Origin of the sequence: uncultured Planktomarina sp. (genome assembly GCA_943788425.1) — a bacterium.
GTDB lineage: Bacteria > Pseudomonadota > Alphaproteobacteria > Rhodobacterales > Rhodobacteraceae > Planktomarina.
Window position 1 is genome coordinate 43,889 of the sequence record CALSQF010000005.1, and the last position, 19,575, is coordinate 63,463.

Consider the following 19,575-nt stretch of genomic DNA (forward strand, 5'->3'; position numbering starts at 1 on the left):
TCTTGTCCTTCAGGTCAGTTGATCAAAGTGGGCTTGCTGATGGGCGCGGGCCTTTCCGGCAAGACCCGTAAACGGCGCGCCACCTCGGCATAGGCATCTGTCAAACTGCCCAAATCACGACGGAACACGTCTTTATCTAGTTTTTCACCCGTTTTGAGATCCCAAAGCCGGCAACTGTCTGGACTAATTTCATCGGCGATTATCAGGCGTTGATAATCACCCTCATAAACGCGGCCAATCTCAATTTTGAAATCCGCAACCCGAATTCCAACCCCATACATAACGCCGGATAGAAAATCATTCACACGCAAAGCCAGTGCCAACATATCGTCCAAATCCTGTTGGCTGGCCCAGTTGAACGCGATGATATGTTCCTCTGACACCAATGGATCACCCAGAGAATCATCTTTTAAACAAAATTCAACAATCGGACGTGGCAGGGCCGTGCCCTCCTCTATGCCCAAACGCTTGGACATGGTGCCGGCGGCATAATTGCGCACGATGACCTCCAAAGGCACGATCTCAACCGCGCGGATCAATTGCTCACGCATGTTGAGGCTTTTGATGAAATGGGTCGGAATACCCAAAGTATTGAGACCGGTCATGAAAAATTCGGACAAGCGGTTGTTCAACACGCCTTTACCTTCGATGATATCTTTTTTCTCTGCATTGAATGCCGTGGCATCATCTTTGAAATACTGAACCAAGGTGCCTGGCTCCGGACCCTCATAGAGAATCTTTGCCTTGCCTTCATAAACCAACTTGCGACGTGCCATGTGACTCTCCGTGCTTTGCTCGCTCATATGACAATGTACGACGGGCGGCAAGTCGGCATAGAAGAACTCACCCCCTGCCTACCGCAAGTTTTTCGCCACAGCCGCAGCGCCTAGGATGAGATCAAATTGCCCTGCCCTGTTGGAGGGAACGTTTTGGCGGGCCGGGGGGCTGAAGTTTATCGCCAAATTTTCATAATCTTCATGATGAAAATCAATTTCACTCATGTTTTGCTTTCAGGCATGACGTAAGATCAAGGTTACTTAGAAGGCCATGACATGACAACAGACTCGCAAAGCCCTTTGCAGCGTATGCTTGCACAGCGCGATTGGCTTTTGGCCGATGGCGCCACCGGAACCAATTTGTTCAACATGGGGTTGTATTCGGGAGACGCGCCGGAGCTCTGGAATATCACCGCGCCAGAGAAAATCAAAGCGCTGTACAAAGGCAGTGTGGATGCTGGATCCGATCTATTTCTAACCAATTCCTTTGGCGGCAATAGATCCCGACTAAAACTTCATGGTGCAGAGGCACGCGCCGCCGAACTGTCGCGCATCTCGGCGCAGATTGGCCGCGAGGTGGCGGATGCCTCTGGTCGAGAGGTCATTGTCGCCGGCTCCGTCGGTCCTACTGGCGAAATTATGGAGCCCATGGGCCCGCTTTCCTATGCGGGGGCCGTGCAAATATTCCACGAACAAGCCGAGGGTTTAAAGGCTGGTGGCGCAGATGTGGCTTGGGTTGAGACGATCTCTTTCGGCGACGAGTATCGCGCCGCAGCAGAGGCTTTTGCTCTCGCAGATATGCCCTGGGTCGGCACTATGAGTTTTGATACGGCCGGGCGCACAATGATGGGTATCACCGCGCCGGACATGGTGAAATTACTGGAGAAAATTCCGAACAAACCGCTCGCCTTTGGTGCCAATTGTGGCGTGGGGGCATCGGATCTGCTAAGGACGATCTTGGGATTTTCCGGCACTGGTACGCAGGCGCCCATCGTTGCGAAAGGCAATGCGGGCATTCCAAAATATCACGACGGTCACATCCAGTATGACGGCACGCCAGGGCTGATGGCCCATTATGCCAGGTTGGCCCGCGACTGCGGCGCAACCATCATTGGCGGTTGTTGCGGCACCACACCTGACCACCTGCGGGAGATGCGCGCGGCATTGGAAGCGCATGTGCCACAAAACCGCCCGAGCTTGCAGGTGATCGAAGCTGCTCTGGGCGGCTTTTCCTCAGCCAGCGACGGCACAGATGGCAATGGCCCCACCCGCTTGCGGCAGACCCGAAGGCGTCGCAGCAGCTAAGGCGCGTCAACCACCACAAACTGGCAGCAGTTGGCAAAAGGTCGGTAGCGGCAGACTTGTTGTCGCAATCGGTGAAGACCAAAACGATCCGCCGACCGCATACGGGTAAAGATACATAACACAAGAAGGCGCTGGCCAATGTCTGACCAAGAAGACGATATCATCCTATCCGACTTGAATGACGAAGATCTCGTCGCTCAAATGTTTGACGATCTCTACGACGGCTTGAAAGAAGAGATCGAAGAAGGCGTTAACATTTTGCTGGAACGCAAATGGGAGCCTTACCGCGTTTTGACCGAGGCTTTGGTGGGTGGCATGACCATCGTGGGCAATGACTTCCGAGACGGCATTTTGTTTGTGCCCGAAGTACTCCTTGCCGCCAATGCAATGAAAGGCGGCATGGCTATCTTGAAACCGTTGCTGATTGAAACCGGCGCGCCGCGCGTGGGCAAAATGGTGATTGGCACGGTCAAAGGTGATATCCACGATATCGGCAAAAACTTGGTCGGCATGATGATGGAAGGCGCCGGATTTGAGGTTGTGGATCTTGGTATCAATAACTCGGTCGAATCCTATCTCGAAGCCATTGAAGCTGAAACTCCAGATATTCTGGGCATGTCTGCACTGTTGACCACGACAATGCCATACATGAAAGTTGTGATCGACACGATGGTCGAAAAAGGCATGCGCGATGATTACACTGTTTTGGTTGGTGGAGCGCCACTGAATGAGGAATTTGGCAAGGCGATTGGCGCTGATGCCTATTGCCGCGATGCCGCGGTTGCTGTGGAAACGGCCAAGGAATTCATGGCCCGTAAACACAATAGTTTGGCCGCCAACGCATAACAAAACCCAGCAAAACGCTATGCGGCCCAATAGGTGTTGGGTGGGGCCGATTTTGCAACAACCACGCGGAGATGAAGTGAGATGGTAAAGCCCGTTTCAGACGATCAGCTCGCGACCGAAGGCATGCAGCTGCACAGTCAAGGTCGCGTGCTGCTGATTGCCTGTGGGGCTTTGGCACGGGAAATCCTGGCATTGATGAAGGCAAATGGTTGGCAGCATATGGATTTGCAATGTCTACCTGCCGTCTACCATAACACCCCAGATAAAATTACGCCAGCCGTCAAAGCCTGTATCGAAAAATATCGGAGCGACTATTCGGAGATTTTTGTAGCCTATGCCGATTGCGGCACCGGGGGGCAGCTACAAACCCTCTGCGATGCGATGGGCGTGTCGATGATTTCCGGGCCGCATTGTTACAGTTTCTATGAGGGCAACGCCGCCTTTGAAGCGCGCGAAGAGCTAACTTGCTTTTATCTCACTGATTTTTTGGTCCGACAGTTTGATGCTTTCTTCTGGCGACCTATGGGCTTGGACAAACACCCGCAATTGCGAGATATGTATTTTGGAAATTACACCACCCTCGTCTATCAAGCACAGCTCAAAGACGCCGCACTTAAGGCCAAAGCGCAGGACTGTGCGCGTCGAACGGGGCTTGCCTTTGAGTATCGCTATACCGGATATGGCGATTTGACGCCGGCTTTGTCCGCGCTCTCCCCGACCTCTTAAGCCGCCGCTGCTGCCGTCTGCACCACGCGTGCCACCATGGCCGTCAATCCGTTTGACCGCTGCGAGGACAGATGTTCATTAAGGCCCAATCGCGCCAATTCCGCGGTAACATCGACCTTGCCAATTTCATCAATAGCAAGACCGGAATAAAGCGTTATTAGCACTGCGATGAGCCCACGCACGATGATCGCATCGCTGTCGCCAATGAAGGTCAGATTGCGATTTTCTATGGTAATATGCAGCCAGACCTGTGAGGCACAGCCCTCAACCTTTTTGGCCGGGACTTTGAGCGCCTCTGACATATCAGGCAGAGCCTTGCCCAGCTCAATCACATGCCGATAACGTTCCTCCCAATCATCTAGAAATTCAAATGTTTCAACTAGATCTTCAAAACCGGCTTGCGCCATGGAACTCTCCTATCTCGCTTGCATCTGGACCATGGTCACAGCTCAAACAGTTTCACTTTGTTGCCCTTCACAGCCAAGCCCACCTTGCCTTCACAAAGCCGCAAAGCATCCGAGCCGAAGACATCCATCCGCCACCCCTTTAAAGACGGCACGTCACGTTGCCCAGCGGCCAAAGCATCCAGCTCGGCCGTGCTGGCGATCATCTTTTGCGCCACATCAGAGCGTTCAGATTTGGCTTTCAATAGCACCCTTAAAAGATCGGCCAGAGCCGGATTGACCTGGAGCTTGTCGTTCACCTTCGGCAGCCGTGGATAGCTGTCCGTATCCATAGCGTTCACCGCTCTGATCGCGCTCAAAATTCCTTCAGCGATGTCACCTTTGCGCGCTTCGCGCAGCAACAGGCGCGCCTTGTTTAAATCTTCCAGCGTGCCGGGTTTCGTGGAGGCCAACTCGACCATCGCATCATCTTTAAACACGCGATTGCGCGGTATATTTCGCGTCTTTGCATAAGATTCCCGAAAGGCGGCCAATTCGCGCACATATGCGAGGAACTTATTTGAATTTGTCCGTGTTTTCACACGGCGCCATGCCTCAGATGGAACAGTATCATAGATGGAAGGTTCCGTTAAAGATTGAGTTTCCTCAACCACCCAAGCGGTGCGCTTAGTGCGCTCCAGCTCAGCTTTTAAAAATTCATAGACTCCCCGCAAATGGGTCACATCCGCCAGCGCATAGGCCTTTTGCGCCTCGGTCAGCGGGCGTCGCGACCAGTCGGTAAAGCGCGAAGATTTGTCCACCTGTTGCTTGACTATTTTGCGCACCAAAGTCTCATAGCCTACCTGCTCGCCAAAGCCGCAGACCATAGCCGCGATTTGCGTATCAAACAGAGGCGTCGGAAAAATTTCAGCATCATTCCAGAAAATCTCAAGATCTTGACGCGCCGCATGGAACACTTTCACGACCGAAGTGTCGCTAAACAGGCGGTACAGCGGCTCAAGCGACATATCAGACGACAGAGGATCGACCAAAACAGCATCCCCCTCACCATCTCCCGGAACCGCCATTTGTAACAAGCAAAGCTTCGAATAGTAGGTACGCTCTCTGAGAAACTCAGTGTCTATGGTCACATAGGGATGGCCCTGCGCCCGTTTGCAAAAGGCGTCGAGCTCGGCTTGTGTGGTCAATGTATGCATGGGCTATCCGGCTGTTTGAGAGATATTCGGGACACAATATGGCGAAACCCTATGAAAAGAAAGCGGCCATAACTTGAGTTAGCTAGGCGGCTCAAAACGGGTCAAAAAGGCTCGCAAGATCTTTGGATAGAGCAGGTGTTCTTGCACCAGTACGCGATCTGCAAGATCCTGGGCCGTGTCACCGGGCAAAATGGGAACTTCACTATATCCCAAAATCGGGCCGGCATCCAATTGCGGCACAACCTCATGCACCGAGCATCCCGCAAGCCAGTCACCGGCCTCCAAGGCCCGCCGATGTGTGTGGAGCCCTTGATATTTTGGCAAAAGCGAGGGGTGAATATTGATCATACGCCCATGCCAAGCGCTGACAAAACCCGCGCCCAAAATTCGCATAAACCCAGCCAAACATATCACATCAATCTCATAGGCCATTAGGATCTTGTGCAGCTTAGTTTCAAACTGGGCCCGGTCGTTACCAAAACTTCGGTGGTCCAGAACTTCTGTGGCAACGCCCATCGCCTGTGCCTTGGCCAGCCCACCGGCCTCCGGCCGGTTGGACAGCACCAGACGCGCCCGCCCGGGATGGGGCAGAGCCATATCCTCAAGCAACCGCTGCATGTTACTGCCGCCACCAGAAATCAAAATAGCAACGTTTAAAATGGCAGTTGCCCCATATAGCTAACGCCCTGACCAGGGATCACCTCGCCCAAGCGGACCGGGCTCATGCCCTGCGCGCTCAAAGCGGCCTCAACCGCCGTGACCTGCTCCTGCTCTATCGCTAAGATCATGCCAACGCCGCAGTTAAAGGTCTTGAGCATTTCTGCCTCAGAAATTCCACCTGCTTGCGCCAACCAGGCCATAATCGGCAAAACTGGAATGCGCGCTAAATCAATCGTCGCGCCCAGATCATCAGGCAGCACCCGCGGTAAATTTTCAGTCAACCCGCCGCCGGTGATATGCGCCATGGCGTGAACCCCACCCGCTTTGAGCGCGGCCAAACAGACCTTAACGTAGAGCGCGGTCGGGGTCAAAAGAGCCGCGCCAAGCGTGCCGGTGCCCGATGGCGCAGGGCTATCCCAGGTCAATCCTTGATCGGCCACAATTCTGCGCACCAGGGAAAATCCGTTTGAATGCACCCCGCTGGACGGAAGGCCGATAAGCACGTCGCCCGCGGCAACCCCTTGAGGCAACTGGGTGCCACGTTCCATCGCGCCCACGGCAAAGCCTGCCAAATCAAAATCATCCTTGGCATACATTCCAGGCATCTCGGCTGTTTCCCCGCCGATCAAAGCGCAGCCAGACAAGCGGCAGCCCTCAGCAATCCCCTCAATGACCTTGGTCGCCTGCGCCACATGCAGCTTGCCAGTCGCAAAATAATCAAGAAAAAACAATGGCTCTGCGCCTTGACAAATCAAATCATTTACGCACATGGCCACAAGATCAATACCAACCGTTGAGACATCGCCCGTATCAATCGCCAAACGCAGCTTGGTGCCCACCCCATCGGTTGCGCCGACAAGAATCGGATCTTCATAGCCGGCCGCCCTGGGATCAAACATCGCGCCGAAACCGCCCAAACCCGACATAGACCCGGAGCGTTGGGTGGATTTGCTAGCCGGCTTGATCCGTTCCACCAATTCATTGCCCGCATCGATATCAACGCCGGCCTGCGCATAAGTTAAACTTGGGGTCATTTGAGCACCATTTATTGCAAATTTGCCGCTCCGATACCAGGCTCGGCGACACATGTCCATCAAGCCTGCTTGACCCCTGGGATTTCTCTGATAATGAGGTCCCACGGGGGCCTGTAGCTCAGCTGGTTAGAGCAATCCGCTCATAACGGATTGGTCGCAGGTTCAAGTCCTGCCGGGCCTACCATTTTTACTTGTTTTGTCGGGTGCCCTGCACCCAAGATCTATAGGTTTAGCGCTCACCACTGATGGCGAATGGGAAAACTTTCCAGAGCCGGGCCCAACGCAAAATTGGGCCATCTTCAAAAAAATACTTATTGAGATCAAAATTTTATGCGTAAATTATGTCACCCATGGTAAACATAATATAGAGATGAAATCCCAATAATATGGCTGGAACAATATAGCCCTCAGCTGTCGCCTTGACACCCTCAACTTGCGCCCAATTGCCCTTAACAGTCGTATACCCAAATACGAGGAACAAGGCCGCTTGGATCGTTCCAAAGGCAAAGACACTCCATGCCCCAACTGGAGAGGTCAACAATAATATGACATAAATAAGCGATTGCGTGAACGTGTAAGTGCCACTCAGCTTGACCATAAATTCAGACCCCGCACCAAGCCCATATTGAGCGATGAACCCATGGGTTAGAAACAGGCACCGGTAACCATAAAATCCGCCCATGAGGGCTGGAATTAGGATCGCTATAAAGTTGGTGAATCCGCCACTTGCATCAATCATGTCTTCATCTCCTGTCTTGTCGGGTTTTAACCAAATTTTAAGTGGAGATACCTACGGCACTCATCACCACTACAGTTATTTCGTATTTTGAGTTTGGAAGGGGATTAACAGACGATCTAGTTCGAATGTTGAAGCAGTTGTAATGCCGCCCGTGAAGCGCCGCATTCGTCAAGCCACGAGGCACTCAAATTCAACCTAAGGCTTTAAAACACTAATCCTAAAATTGACAGCCTGATAGCACCTAAGGTCGGGCGCGCAAAACGGGTCAGAAAATGCAATATTATTTTCATTATATAAACGCAGTAGCAGATTGGAGCTTTGTCCCGCAGTCAGCCAAACCCAGCATAAAGGACAGGCCAGCGCCTCAAGCACTATACCTGTGCTCACTTGAGATAACAGATCGGGAGTGCGTGGCTTGGCGGTGGGCAATATTTGGGAAAAAGCGATGGAGCTAATAGAGGCTTCAGTATCAGCAATCTTCGGGTTTCGTAATAAGTTGTTTGCAGAAGTGTTATAGGTAGCTTACTCCAAAGACCAACCCCAAATGATACATGGTATTAGATATGTTTTCCCAATCAAACAGCGATGACCTTTCTTCTCGGCAGAGTTTTTCTAAGGAGCCAAGGCTACGTCGATCAATTTTGCATGATGGCATAGTTATCAAAGGCGATTGGCAAAGTGACGGTACAGTAGAATTTGGCGGCAGGATTACAGGCGATTTAACTGTAGATGTCCTCGTAGTGACTGGCACCGGCAATGTGGACGGTAATGTGAGGGCGCGATCTGTCACGGTCGACGGTTATTTGAACGGCACCATAGCAGCTGTGGAAGTGGTACTGGGGTCAACAGCCGTTGTCATAGGCCAAGTGGTTGCGGAGAAAATACGAATAGATTTTGGCGCAAATGTCGTAGGTCGCTTGTCAGCCACCGGTAACCCAACAACTGACAGCACTCCAGCCCAAAATAAAGCCTCTAATGCGACCACTAAAATTGACGATACGTCGTCATCAACCCCACGCTTGCTGTAGCCTGCCAATCTTAGAAGCCTTCGCTGAAAGCAGAGAAGCTAAAGCTCATGTAACAAATCAGATTACAACGTTTAAGATCCTTTTAGAATGTAGTCGTATATATGCTTCTGGATCTTTAATAATTTATATCTTCTTTGAAAATAACTTACTTCAACCGCTCGAAGCTGGTTTAATTAACGAGGGTTTTCTCACTGTCCTCGATGGACGGGCTAATATTATGTTGTGGCTTTTAATTCTGATGAATATGAGTGCATATTTTAATATTGCATTCAAGATCATGTGCTTAATATCTATAATTGTTATGTTAAATGCCACGGTTGATAATTTGGTTCTTTTTACTGGATTAGTGAGTTTTGAGGATCGTCCGTACTTAACAATATTTATAATTCCTAGACCACTGTTTTTGGGAGAAATTATTTGGATGGGTATCTTTTACAATAGTGCGCTTGCAGATGACTAAGCACATCATCGTCAAGGGCCAAATAAACCCTCTAACATCCCGCAGCACCAACTGAGCATCGCCTGTGGCCTCTGCAAGCGCCACACGCTTCTGGAGCTAGCAAACCTGATAGCTGCCGTTGATGACGATACCAATGCCGCCTTTGTATCCATCAATGGTTTAGCGGCCACCTCGTCTTCGGGATGGCTTTCAGGTGACAGCTTTATCCGCAACATTTCTGGAGAAGGCAGACTGCAAATATCTGATCATTTCGACAAGGCTGGGCCCGATCTAGCTCACAAAACCTCAACATACTTTGCTGTTGGCGGCGAGATCCCCGCAGTGTTTGCACTGATCCAAAACGACGTTGCTCCAAACGCAACTGATATCAGGCTTTTTGAATTCATGATTAAACCCAGCGGCGACATAGAAGCGGTCAACAGGAAGTGTGTTGCTGCTCCTCTACTATCCAGAAGGGACTATCAGGATTTTCTGACGGATGCGATTGCGTATAACCCGGCTAAAGCTGACTTAATTTTGGCCTCTGGATTCCTGTCGGACTTTCGTTCACAGAGATAGATGTGACATAACGTTTTGGGTCTCCCAAAACTCGTTCAGCACGTCCCGAGTAGTTTTCACTGCAGACATCTAGCCGTTTCCAACGTCATTGCTGGGCCTCAATATGAGGGGCTTCATCCTTGGCCATTGGGGCCGGCGTCTTTGTCCGCGTTTGTCATCCAGATATCAAGCTCGGCGATTTCGGCCTTGCTCATCCGAAGCCCTAATCGCGAGCGCCGCCAAACCACATCTTCAGCGGTGCGGGCATATTCCTTATCCATCAGCCAGACAATCTCGCGCTCAGTTAGCGTTACGGCAAAAGCTTTGCCCATATCCCCGATTGATTTGGCATCACCAAGGATCAGCCGGGCCTCGGTGCCATAGGCCCTGATCAGACGCCGCGCCCAAAAATCATCCAGAAACGGATAGGTTTCGCGCAATTCCTGGATCAGAGATGCCACACCATCCACTGGAAAATCTCCACCGGGAAGGTTTACGCCCGCGGTCCAGTCCGGACCGGCCTTGGGGAAAAACGGTGTGATCTTCTCAAGCGCGGACTCTGCAAGTTTACGATAAGTGGTTATTTTTCCGCCAAATATGTTCAACAATGGCGCGGCTTCACCATCCTGATTTACTTTCAGAACATAATCCCGCGTCGCCGCGGTCGCGGAACTGGCCCCATCATCATATAGCGGGCGCACACCGGAATAGCTCCAGACGATATCATCCTTGGGAATTGGCTGTTTGAAGTAATTTGACGCAAAGGCTCGCAGATAGTCGGCTTCGGCCTCAGTGCATTGTGGTTTTACGGATGCGTCTTCATGATCTGCATCCGTCGTACCGATCAAGGTGAAATCTGTCTCATAGGGAATCGCAAAAATGATCCGCCCATCTTCACCCTGAAAGAAATAGCATTTGTCGTGATCAAACAGTTTGCGCGTCACGATATGGCTGCCACGCACCAGACGCACACCTTCAGACGAATTGATCCGAGCGGTGTTGCGAATGATCTCTTCGACCCAAGGCCCGCCCGCGTTGACCAGCATTCTGGCGACGGTCAGCTGGGTTTCTTTCGTGCTCTGATCTTCGGTGGTGATATGCCAAACGTCATCGACCCGCTCTGCTGACACCACCTTGGTCCGGGTCATGATTTGCGCGCCGCGCGCCTGAGCATCGCGCGCGTTCAAAACCACCAAACGGGAATCCTCGATCCAGCAGTCAGAATACTCATAGGCCTTGGCAAAGCGATTTTGCAACGGCTTGCCGACAGGATCGGCAGCCAGATCAACCGTTGTCGTGCCGGGTAAGATTTTCCGCCCCCCCAAATGATCGTAGAGAAACAGTCCAAAGCGGATCAGCCAGGCAGGCCTGCGCCCGCACATCCAGGGCATGACAAGGCTCAGAATCTTCGATGTCGGCGTGTTAACCTCAAACCGCATATCCTTGTGGTACGGCAATACAAAGCGCATTGGCCAACTGATATGGGGCATCGCGCGCAGCAGTGTTTCGCGCTCTTTCAGAGCTTCGCGCACGAGGCGGACTTCGAAAAATTCGAGATAGCGCAGCCCGCCATGGAAAAGCTTGGTCGAGGCCGAAGATGTCGCAGATGCCAGGTCGTTCATTTCCGCCAGCACCACAGACAGCCCACGGCCCGCGGCATCCCGAGCAATACCGCAGCCGTTGATGCCCCCACCGACGACGAAGAGATCGACTTCTGAATTTTGTTCTTTTGGCGACATAATGGCCTCCTTGCCATCTGTTGTGCTGAGCCAAAGCCTTTTTGAAAGCTTTGGCTTCATAATTTTCTGTTTCAAGACAGAACCCTTAAGCGGCCAATTGGTTCTGACGTGCAGCTGAACCTATGTGGCAATTCCCTAAATCGAAGACCGCGGCACGGTTCAGCTTGAAGTTGAGGCGTGAGTAAAGGTGGTGCGCCTGCAGCCCCATCCAGCCAACCTAACCCCACACCCAGCCTGTCTAGCGCATTAAGCGAACCGCAGCCACCTCAGCTTGAAATTTACGCATGAATAGAGATGGCGTTGCTGTACCCTCTCACAGTCAACCTAAGCTCACACCCAGCTTGAGTAGCGCCTTTAGTGGAACACCATGGCCTCAACAGACAAATACCGAGTTTCTGCCCGCTTCAACCGAGTTTAATCTGACATTGCCTTCAAGGTTGTTGGCTATTCCAACTTCAAACATATATGCTTATGACCATACAACTAGAGCCGTAACAATGTCCCCAGAATTCATGTTGGTAACCTTTGTACTGTTTTTAGCAGGCTCGATTGCTGTGCCAATCGCTTCGCGTTTGGGGCTAGGTTCAGTACTTGGCTACCTTATTGCAGGTATAATCATCAGCCCAATGTTTAACGTAATGGGAGTTGATGTTGCGGCACTTCAACATTTTGCTGAATTTGGCATTGTAATGATGTTGTTTCTAATTGGTTTAGAGATGCACCCCCGTGAATTGTGGCTGATGCGAAGCAAGATTTTTGTTATGGGCGGGCTACAAATTGGCCTCACGACCATTCTGGTTATGACTATCTCAATGGGTTTTGGATATGTCTGGACCATGTCATTAACAATAGGCTTGGTCTTTGCTCTGTCTTCAACAGCCATTGTTAACCAGACACTTATAGAAAAACGATTACTAAAATCAACGGGAGGACGATACACTCTTGCAGTGCTTCTGGCTCAAGACATTATGGTAATTCCCATTTTAATAGTGCTACCGCTATTAGCCGCGCCTGATTTGATCGAATTAGTTTTGATAGAATTACTGGAGCTTACTGATGTAAATCAGCAAGATTATCACGTTACTGTAAATACCGTGTCACTGGTTGACGGCTTGAACGGCTGGCAAGCTGCGGCTGTGACGTTTATGGCAGTGGGAGGCGTCATTGTTTTAGGTAAATTTGCCGTTACGCCACTTTTCCGTTTCGTAGCACAAGCGCGCCTAAGAGAGCTGTTTTTAAGTACAGGCCTTTTGGTCGTGGTGGGCATTGCCCTGTTGATGACACTGGTAGGACTGCCACCAGCTCTAGGGGCCTTTTTGGCAGGCGTAGTTCTGGCCAGTAGCGAGTACAAATATGAATTAGAGAATAATATTGATCCATACCGTGGACTTCTTTTGGGGCTATTCTTCATAACCATCGGCGCCGGAATTAACTTTGATTTGTTATTAAATAGCTTTACCATAATTATCAGCCTCACTGTCGGATTGATCGTCCTGAAGTCAGTGGTTTTGATGCTGATAACCGTTATTTATAATTTGAAAGGTATCGATCGGTGGCTATTCAGCCTAGGGCTGGCTCAAGCAGGTGAATTTGGTTTTGTTCTTGTCACACTGTCAATAACAAAGGCCGTACTGCCCAGAGAATTAGCCGACACTCTAATTTTGATTATTACTCTGTCGATGCTGTTGACGCCTATGATTTTTTTTATCTATGACAAGTTTATAGCACCGCTGAATAATAATACACAAAAACAAAAAACAAACAATATTGATGAAGAAATTTAGGAATTTAGATTACAATATTTGCAGACAAACTTAAATTTTTAATAGCTGGAAGGCAGCACTTAAATCCATTTACTGGTCAGACGACTAAAAACTTGCATCAGATTGCTGCCACAGCCTAAATCTGTGCGCTCAATAATCGACACCACTCGGCGAGCGCGGCGGTATTGTGACAGTTTCCTGTATAGCTATATAGCACCTTGTCACATTAACGGTGTCACTCCCCCGAAACTGAACCAATAGTGGTTTACATCACTGAAAGGCTGATCACTGGCAAATGCCATATATAGTTACTCCATACACCCCCTGTGGCCCATGCATAGGCCCTCTAGTGCTACAATAACGATTTCCTGCGGTGCTGTGATTAGGGGGGAAGGTCACCCGCATGGATCAAGCGCAGTAACCCCCGACGTTGGTCCACGGACAGCAGCCCAAGTAAAACTATCCACCAGTAACTGTGTCGCAGCAACACTATAGGCAGGACGTGGGTGCATGCTCAATGGTCCGATAGTGCTTAGGCTCTTGGTTCCCGATCCACATGCCTAAGCAATATGGTGCGGTAACCCTAGGACAGATTTCCTGTAGCGGAACGGGGAGTGGTTTATCATTGGGCAAGGTTGCAAAGTCGGCCTGCCCGCTTCAAGCAAGTTTAATCTGACAAAGCCATCTCTCGCTTTTCATCTTTTTGGCATGGCACAATAGAAAGTGTAACAGCTGCACTATCAAGGATTGGGATGCCAAGCTCAAGCTCCAACCGATCCGCGATATCGGCGGCAACGACGTTCGTGCACATTATGATGATGGCGTCTGGTTGGGACGCCGCAACGCCTTTGACCATCCGTTCAATCACCGCAGGGGGTATCGTCGCAAAATCATGGCTAAGTTTACCGCCGTCACTGCTAGCGGCGATCACCTCGAATCCCAGATCTACATAATTGCGATTTATCTGGGTGGCCACATCATCGGTATAAGGTGTCACCATCCCCAACCGCTTGGCCCCGAGCTTTCTCAGCCGACGGTTGATATCCAGCACGCAGGTGGTTGCAGCAACACCTGTCTCGTGAGTCACACGCTGCACGAAAGCCTCATCGTGTGCAATGCCGATCCAACTGGCCGAGGTTCCACCCCATGTGATCTGGTCAACCTTCGCATCGCAAAGCAGTTTTGCCGCCGCGACCTGTGCATCCATCTCAAACTGTGCCCGTGAGGTCGCATCGAGTTGCACATCGATCACGCCCAAGCGCGAGACATGCACGCTGACCTCAGGCCGCTTAGCCTGCAGACGCACGGCCAAAGGCTCTAGTACGACGTTCGACGATGGAATCAGCAGGCCCAGCCGCATCAGATGATCGACGTTCGCGCAGAAATACCGCCATCCACGGTATAGACTGTACCTGTCGTATAGCCCGCACGCTCGGAGGCCAGAAATGCCACCAGATCGGAAATCTCCGCGCAATGCGCCGGACGCCCAAGAGGGTACCCATCCGCCAGCTCCATATAGCGCTCTGGATTGCCTAAATCTTTTTCGGCCCATTTGCGCAGCATGTTGTAAATCCGGTCAGTGTTTACAGGTCCAGGATTGATGCCGACGACACGCATGTTGTCATCAAGGGCATAGCCCCCCAACGCGCGGGTAAAGCCCATCAGGCTTATGTTCCCCATTGCTCCAGCGATATAGTCGCGGTCTAGAACCTCGCCCCCGTTGCCAATGATGTTGATGATCACACCGCCGCCGGCCTCTTTCATCTTGGTGTAAAACAGACGGCTCATGTTGATGTAGCCAAAGACCTTGAGGTCAAAGCCTTTGCGCCAAGCCGCATCATCAACGTCCCACAAGTCGCCACTGGGAATTGCGCCAGCGTTGTTGACCAAAATATCCACATTGCAAATTGCCGTCGCCAAGGCTTCCGGTGCACCCTCAGATGTCAAATCCAAAGGGTGCAGGGTCACGGAAACATCGGTGGTCTTTGCAATTTTCGTTTTCAACGTTTCAAGCTTTTGGGCGCTCCGAGCAGTCAGATGCAGATGAACGCCCTCTGCCGCGAGCGTTTCCGCAACATGCGCCCCAATGCCCATCGACGCGCCGGTTATCAACGCCGTTTTAGCCGTCAGATTCAAATCCATCAGCTTGTATCCTCCATAGTCAGCACAGTTCGCCCTTCGACTTTTCCAGCATTCAAATCCAAAAGTGCTTCATTGATCTGTGCAAAGGGGACCGCATTGATCACCCCTTTGACCCGACCACCCGCCGCAATGGAAAGAAGCTCGGCCATCTCCTGGCGGTTTGACGCCGAACTACCGCGCACCATTAAACCGCGTTCAACCACCTGATAGGTGTAAAACGCCATTTCACCAGCGGGTACACCGGTTAGAACGATCGTCGCGCGCGGGCTGCAGGCGTCCAACATCATCGGCCATGTTGCAGTCACGGGTGCAAAGTTAACGCAGCCATGTGCGCCACCCAGTTCTTGAATCGCTGCCCCTGTAGCCTCATCAGCTTTGAAACATTCGTCAGCACCCAGTGTCTTTGCCGTCGCGAGTTTGTCATCGGCAACGTCCACAGCGATAACACGCAGCCCCGACAGTTTGGCAAGTTGAACACAGTACTGTCCCAAGCCGCCCATGCCAAAAATTGCCACTGTGTCGCCGACCTGCACACCTGTTTTCTTGAGCGACGCATAGGCCGCAGCTCCCGCACACATCAGGGGGGCTGCCTCAATAGCATCAATCCCATTGGGAATTTTGCTGGCCCATTGATCTTTCAAGGCGACATATTCGGCAAAGCACCCTTGTGTGGCGTAACCCGTCGCGGTGAAGTCAGAACAATAATTCTCACCCCCCATCCGGCAATCACGGCAATGCCCGCAGGCACCGTAAACATATCCGATACCTACGCGGTCCCCGACCTGAAAACGTGTCGCGGTTGATCCCACGGCCACAACACGCCCAATACCTTCATGCCCCATAATCAAGGGCAAGCTTGGCGGGGCATGCTCGCCCTTCCAGATATGCACATCCGTAAAACACAGCCCACTTGCCTCGATCCGTACCAAGACTTCGTCACTGCCGATTTTCGGCACGGGCACTTCGGCCATCTCGAGTGGTGTGTGATAGTCTGTCAGCAACGCAGCTTTCATCGTGGTGGGCAGGGGCATGGGGGGCGTCCTTGATGCATGGATAGGTATACCAAACCGCCCAAAACAACCAATCGTCAAGCAAATCCTACTGAAATATGTAATTTTCGTCAAAAAAGACCGCTTTTGATTGAAGTTTATGCAACTTCCAGTACCTTTGGCATACCAAAAAGAGAGTCCTCATTATGTCCAATATCACCGATGCTTTCACCCAACCCGGTACTAATAGAGGACTTTATTACGATGGAGCCTTCCAAAAACCCGAAACAGATGCCGTCATCAGCGTCACCAACCCGGCCACTGCTAAAGGTTTCACAACCGTTCCAAATGCAACGGCCACTGACGTTGACGCCGCAGTCGCCGCTGCGCGCGCAGCTTTCGCAGGTTGGTCTGCTCTTGATCCCATAGAGCGTGCCCGCCACTTGCGTAGATTTGCCGATGTGGTGGGCGAGAACATCCCCAAGCTTGCTATCCTGGAATCCATTGTGACCGGACGGGCGCTGAAAGAGATGAACGCCCAGATGGCGCGCATTCCAGAGTGGATCGAATATTTTGCGGGTATCGCGATGGGGCTTGAGGGAGAATCGAACTTCGTCAAGGGTGGCTATGTCACCGTGACCCACTATGAGCCGCTTGGCCCGGTCGCACTTTTGACCCCATGGAACCATCCGGTTCTAATCCTTGTGAAGAAGATGGGTGCGGCGCTGGCCGCGGGGAACACCTGCGTTGTGAAGCCATCCGAACTTGCCCCTGTCTCGCCGCTTGTGCTGGCTGCACTGGCAACAGAGGCCGGTCTACCTGACGGTGTCGTAAACGTTGTGACAGGTGGACCACAGACTGGCGCGGCGCTGTGCGTCCACCCCGACATTCATTACATAGACTTGACCGGCGGCACGACGACAGGGCGAAAAGTTGCCGCAGTCGCAGGGGAACGCCTCGTGCGAACAACGATGGAACTGGGCGGTAAAACGCCAGTGCTGGTCTGTCAGGACGCCGACCTAGACGGAGCCATTGCCGGGGGTCTGTTTTCCGCATTTGTAGCCTCTGGGCAGACATGTGTATCCGGGGCGCGTTTTATCGTGCATCGTGATATCTACGATGTATTTGTGACAGGCATCGCCGCACGTGCCGACGCCATTACGCTTGGCGACCCAATGGCTGACACCACCCAAATGGGGCCAGTTATTTCCAAGGCCAGTCAGGACCGTTGCAAACGCATGATCGCGACAGCCAAAGCGGATGGCGCGATGCAGGTCGCGGGTGACTCCGATCCCAATCTTCCCGCGCCTTTTGATCAAGGTTTTTATATCCGGCCGACGGTATTCAAGGATGTCCGACCAGAGCAGGAACTATTTCTCGAAGAAGTCTTCGGTCCTGTGATCTCGATTACGCCCTTTGATACCGAAGAAGAAGCGTTGGCGCTGGCCAACACGGGGACCTTCGGCCTCGGGGTTTCAATCTGGTCGCGCGACATCGCGCGGGCGCACCGGCTGTCACTTGGCATCAGAGGTGGCGTTGTTTGGCTGAACGATCATCACCGCAACGATCCCCGTTCGATCTGGGGGGGCGTCCGTGACAGTGGCTTTGGCAAGGAAAACGGTTGGGATGCGCTGAAAGCCTATATGACCAAGAAATCCGTCATCGTGCGCACGGCCCCGGGCCATGACGACTGGTTCGCCGGATCAAATCGCTATGGCTAAATTCCAAACCCCTCGCAAGGCTGACAGCATCGCAGTCGCCCTCGAAAGCCAGATTATCGAGGGCTTGCGCGCGCCCGGTGTGCGGCTTGATGAACGTAGTCTCGCGGAGGAATTTGGCGTCTCGCGAACCCCTGTGCGCGAGGCGATCCGCAATCTTGCCAGTATGGGGCTGATCGAAGACTTGGGGCGTCGCGGCATCGTTGTTGCCAAACCCACTGCGGCAACTGTGCTTGACGCGTTTCTTGTTGTCGCCGAGCTTGAAGGTATCGCAGCACGCCTTGCCGCGCAGCGTATCCAGCCGATGCAGCTACAAGAGGCACGCGACGCCAATGATCGCTGCGCCACAGCCCAAACTGTCTCTGCATTTAACGAAGCAAATATGTCTTTGCATAATGCGATTATTGCGGGTTCGCAAAACCGGCTTCTGCAGGACCAGTTGCGTATTGCTCGGCCGATGACATTTCCCTATCGCCACCACTTGACGCAGGCACCGGGATATATGGCGCGCTCTGTTGAGGAACATGCTATCGTAATCGACGCCATTGCTGCAGGTCAAACAACAGCTGCACAAGCCGCGATGACAAGTCATGTCAATCTGCTGGGTGAAGAAATTGTCGGCTTCTTGCGTACGTTTGAAACGTCGTTATGGCACAAAAGGGTTTGAAAGGTGCTGTCAGACGAATGAGAACTCGCATCAGATTGCTAGCGCAGCCTGAATCGATGCGCTCAATAATTGGCGCCACTCAGTAAGAGCGGCGCTTCGATTGAGCTTGAAATTGTCTCGTGAGTAGAAATGGCGCTCCTGATTGAAATGGTTGTGGACTGAAGAGTGGACGGCAGCGAACTTTTGCAGAACATCGCATCTGTCGGAAGCGGAGCATAGCGCGTTCTCGTCGTCGAAACGGCAAGTGAGAATTCTCAGCCCGATTATTTACCCAGCGACCCGTTTCCTGCCGATCCGCGTTGCCAACAACTTTCATTGCAGCGCCATAGGAACGTAGTTTGTCCGTCACAACTACTTCTGGCCCGCCGTAGCGCTTCATTGCTTTTCTGAGGCATTTCAATGCTGCGTTGCGGTCTCGGCGCTTGGTAACATAACTTTCCAGCACCTCACCTTCGTGATCAACGGCCCGCCAGAGGTAATGTATCTCTCAATTGATCTTTACGAAGACCTCGTCCAGGTGCCACTGCCAGTTCGAATACGATCACATCCGACTGACCCGGTTTCTTCGTATCTCAGCAGCAAACATCGGACCAAATCTATTCCACCAAAACCGAACGGTTTCATGGCTGATCTCAATGCCTCGTTCGTGCAGAAGATCTTCCACATTACGGAGTGAGAGCGGAAACCGAACATACAGCATCACAGCCAGGCGGATGATCTCTGGGCTCGTTTTAAAGTACCTGAATGGGGAGTGTTTTGTCATTTGCGGATTCTACAAATACACCCTGCTCGCTTCAACCGAGGTTAATCTGACAGTGCCATCGAACGTTTTTCAGAAAAAATGTG

18 protein-coding genes, 1 tRNA gene and 1 pseudogene are annotated in these 19,575 nt (G+C 51.9%); 9 read left to right on the plus strand and 11 right to left on the minus strand.

Annotated features, from left to right (window positions below; genetic code table 11):
* Positions 1-14: 14 nt before the first annotated feature.
* On the minus strand, positions 15-776 hold the full coding sequence (gene purC, locus ABLW18_RS05595) for a phosphoribosylaminoimidazolesuccinocarboxamide synthase (protein ID WP_347823863.1): 762 nt from the start codon (positions 774-776) through the stop codon (positions 15-17).
* Positions 777-1,052: 276 nt separating this feature from the next.
* On the opposite strand from purC, the gene bmt reads away from it, so the two are divergent.
* From bmt to ABLW18_RS05610, 3 genes are all read left to right on the plus strand, one after another.
* Entirely contained in the window at positions 1,053-2,081 is a 1,029-nt protein-coding gene (gene bmt, locus ABLW18_RS05600) for a betaine--homocysteine S-methyltransferase (RefSeq protein WP_347823864.1), read from the plus strand.
* Between the two features lie 138 nt (positions 2,082-2,219).
* Positions 2,220-2,927 (plus strand): B12-binding domain-containing protein, encoded by a 708-nt coding sequence (locus ABLW18_RS05605; protein ID WP_347823865.1) that lies wholly within the window; start codon positions 2,220-2,222, stop codon positions 2,925-2,927.
* 81 nt (positions 2,928-3,008) lie between these two features.
* A complete protein-coding gene (locus ABLW18_RS05610; protein ID WP_347823866.1) occupies positions 3,009-3,653 on the plus strand; it encodes a DUF1638 domain-containing protein in 645 nt (214 codons plus the stop codon).
* On the opposite strand, the gene ABLW18_RS05615 is transcribed toward ABLW18_RS05610, so the two are convergent.
* The 4 genes from ABLW18_RS05615 to purM form a co-directional block, all read right to left on the minus strand.
* The gene (locus ABLW18_RS05615; protein WP_347823867.1) at positions 3,650-4,060 is read right to left on the minus strand and encodes a SufE family protein; all 411 of its coding nucleotides are present in this window, start codon (positions 4,058-4,060) and stop codon (positions 3,650-3,652) included. The genes ABLW18_RS05610 and ABLW18_RS05615 overlap by 4 nt on opposite strands.
* Positions 4,061-4,095: 35 nt before the next feature.
* Positions 4,096-5,253, minus strand: a complete 1,158-nt coding sequence (gene rnd, locus ABLW18_RS05620) for a ribonuclease D (RefSeq protein ID WP_347823868.1) — start codon at positions 5,251-5,253, stop codon at positions 4,096-4,098.
* 78 nt (positions 5,254-5,331) lie between these two features.
* Positions 5,332-5,913 (minus strand): phosphoribosylglycinamide formyltransferase, encoded by a 582-nt coding sequence (purN, locus tag ABLW18_RS05625; RefSeq protein ID WP_347823886.1) that lies wholly within the window; start codon positions 5,911-5,913, stop codon positions 5,332-5,334.
* Entirely contained in the window at positions 5,907-6,947 is a 1,041-nt protein-coding gene (gene purM / locus ABLW18_RS05630) for a phosphoribosylformylglycinamidine cyclo-ligase (RefSeq protein WP_347823869.1), read from the minus strand. Before purM ends, purN begins: the two co-directional genes overlap by 7 nt.
* A 107-nt stretch (positions 6,948-7,054) precedes the next feature.
* On the opposite strand from purM, the gene ABLW18_RS05635 reads away from it, so the two are divergent.
* Positions 7,055-7,131, plus strand: a tRNA-Ile gene (locus ABLW18_RS05635).
* A gap of 144 nt (positions 7,132-7,275) precedes the next feature.
* On the opposite strand, the gene ABLW18_RS05640 is transcribed toward ABLW18_RS05635, so the two are convergent.
* Positions 7,276-7,686, minus strand: coding sequence for a hypothetical protein (locus tag ABLW18_RS05640; RefSeq protein WP_347823870.1), 411 nt, complete (start codon positions 7,684-7,686; stop codon positions 7,276-7,278).
* 563 nt (positions 7,687-8,249) lie between these two features.
* Between ABLW18_RS05640 and ABLW18_RS05645 the strand changes: the two genes are divergently transcribed.
* Positions 8,250-8,714 carry a polymer-forming cytoskeletal protein gene (locus ABLW18_RS05645; protein ID WP_347823871.1) on the plus strand — a complete coding sequence of 155 codons (465 nt, stop codon included), beginning with the start codon at positions 8,250-8,252 and terminating at the stop codon, positions 8,712-8,714.
* Positions 8,677-9,174 carry a hypothetical protein gene (locus ABLW18_RS05650; protein WP_347823872.1) on the plus strand — a complete coding sequence of 166 codons (498 nt, stop codon included), beginning with the start codon at positions 8,677-8,679 and terminating at the stop codon, positions 9,172-9,174. Before ABLW18_RS05645 ends, ABLW18_RS05650 begins: the two co-directional genes overlap by 38 nt.
* A 671-nt stretch (positions 9,175-9,845) precedes the next feature.
* Here ABLW18_RS05650 and glpD read toward each other — a convergent pair.
* Positions 9,846-11,450: a glycerol-3-phosphate dehydrogenase gene (gene glpD / locus ABLW18_RS05655; RefSeq protein ID WP_347823873.1), complete on the minus strand. Its 1,605-nt coding sequence runs from the start codon at positions 11,448-11,450 to the stop codon at positions 9,846-9,848.
* A gap of 497 nt (positions 11,451-11,947) precedes the next feature.
* Between glpD and ABLW18_RS05660 the strand changes: the two genes are divergently transcribed.
* On the plus strand, positions 11,948-13,234 hold the full coding sequence (locus ABLW18_RS05660) for a cation:proton antiporter (protein ID WP_347823874.1): 1,287 nt from the start codon (positions 11,948-11,950) through the stop codon (positions 13,232-13,234).
* Between the two features lie 646 nt (positions 13,235-13,880).
* On the opposite strand, the gene ABLW18_RS05665 is transcribed toward ABLW18_RS05660, so the two are convergent.
* The 3 genes from ABLW18_RS05665 to ABLW18_RS05675 are packed head-to-tail and all read right to left on the minus strand — an operon-like array spanning position 13,881 to position 16,386.
* A complete protein-coding gene (locus tag ABLW18_RS05665) occupies positions 13,881-14,573 on the minus strand; it encodes an Asp/Glu/hydantoin racemase (protein ID WP_347823875.1) in 693 nt (230 codons plus the stop codon).
* A complete protein-coding gene (locus ABLW18_RS05670; protein ID WP_347823876.1) occupies positions 14,573-15,355 on the minus strand; it encodes a short-chain dehydrogenase/reductase in 783 nt (260 codons plus the stop codon). The genes ABLW18_RS05665 and ABLW18_RS05670 overlap by 1 nt, the downstream gene beginning before the upstream one ends.
* Positions 15,355-16,386, minus strand: a complete 1,032-nt coding sequence (locus tag ABLW18_RS05675; RefSeq protein ID WP_347823877.1) for a zinc-dependent alcohol dehydrogenase — start codon at positions 16,384-16,386, stop codon at positions 15,355-15,357. Before ABLW18_RS05675 ends, ABLW18_RS05670 begins: the two co-directional genes overlap by 1 nt.
* 164 nt (positions 16,387-16,550) lie before the next feature.
* Between ABLW18_RS05675 and ABLW18_RS05680 the strand changes: the two genes are divergently transcribed.
* Positions 16,551-18,065, plus strand: coding sequence for an aldehyde dehydrogenase family protein (locus tag ABLW18_RS05680; RefSeq protein WP_347823878.1), 1,515 nt, complete (start codon positions 16,551-16,553; stop codon positions 18,063-18,065).
* On the plus strand, positions 18,028-18,729 hold the full coding sequence (locus tag ABLW18_RS05685; protein WP_347823879.1) for a GntR family transcriptional regulator: 702 nt from the start codon (positions 18,028-18,030) through the stop codon (positions 18,727-18,729). The genes ABLW18_RS05680 and ABLW18_RS05685 overlap by 38 nt, the downstream gene beginning before the upstream one ends.
* 30 nt (positions 18,730-18,759) lie before the next feature.
* Here ABLW18_RS05685 and ABLW18_RS05690 read toward each other — a convergent pair.
* Positions 18,760-19,492: pseudogene (locus ABLW18_RS05690) on the minus strand (IS6 family transposase).
* Between the last annotated feature and the right edge of the window lie 83 nt (positions 19,493-19,575).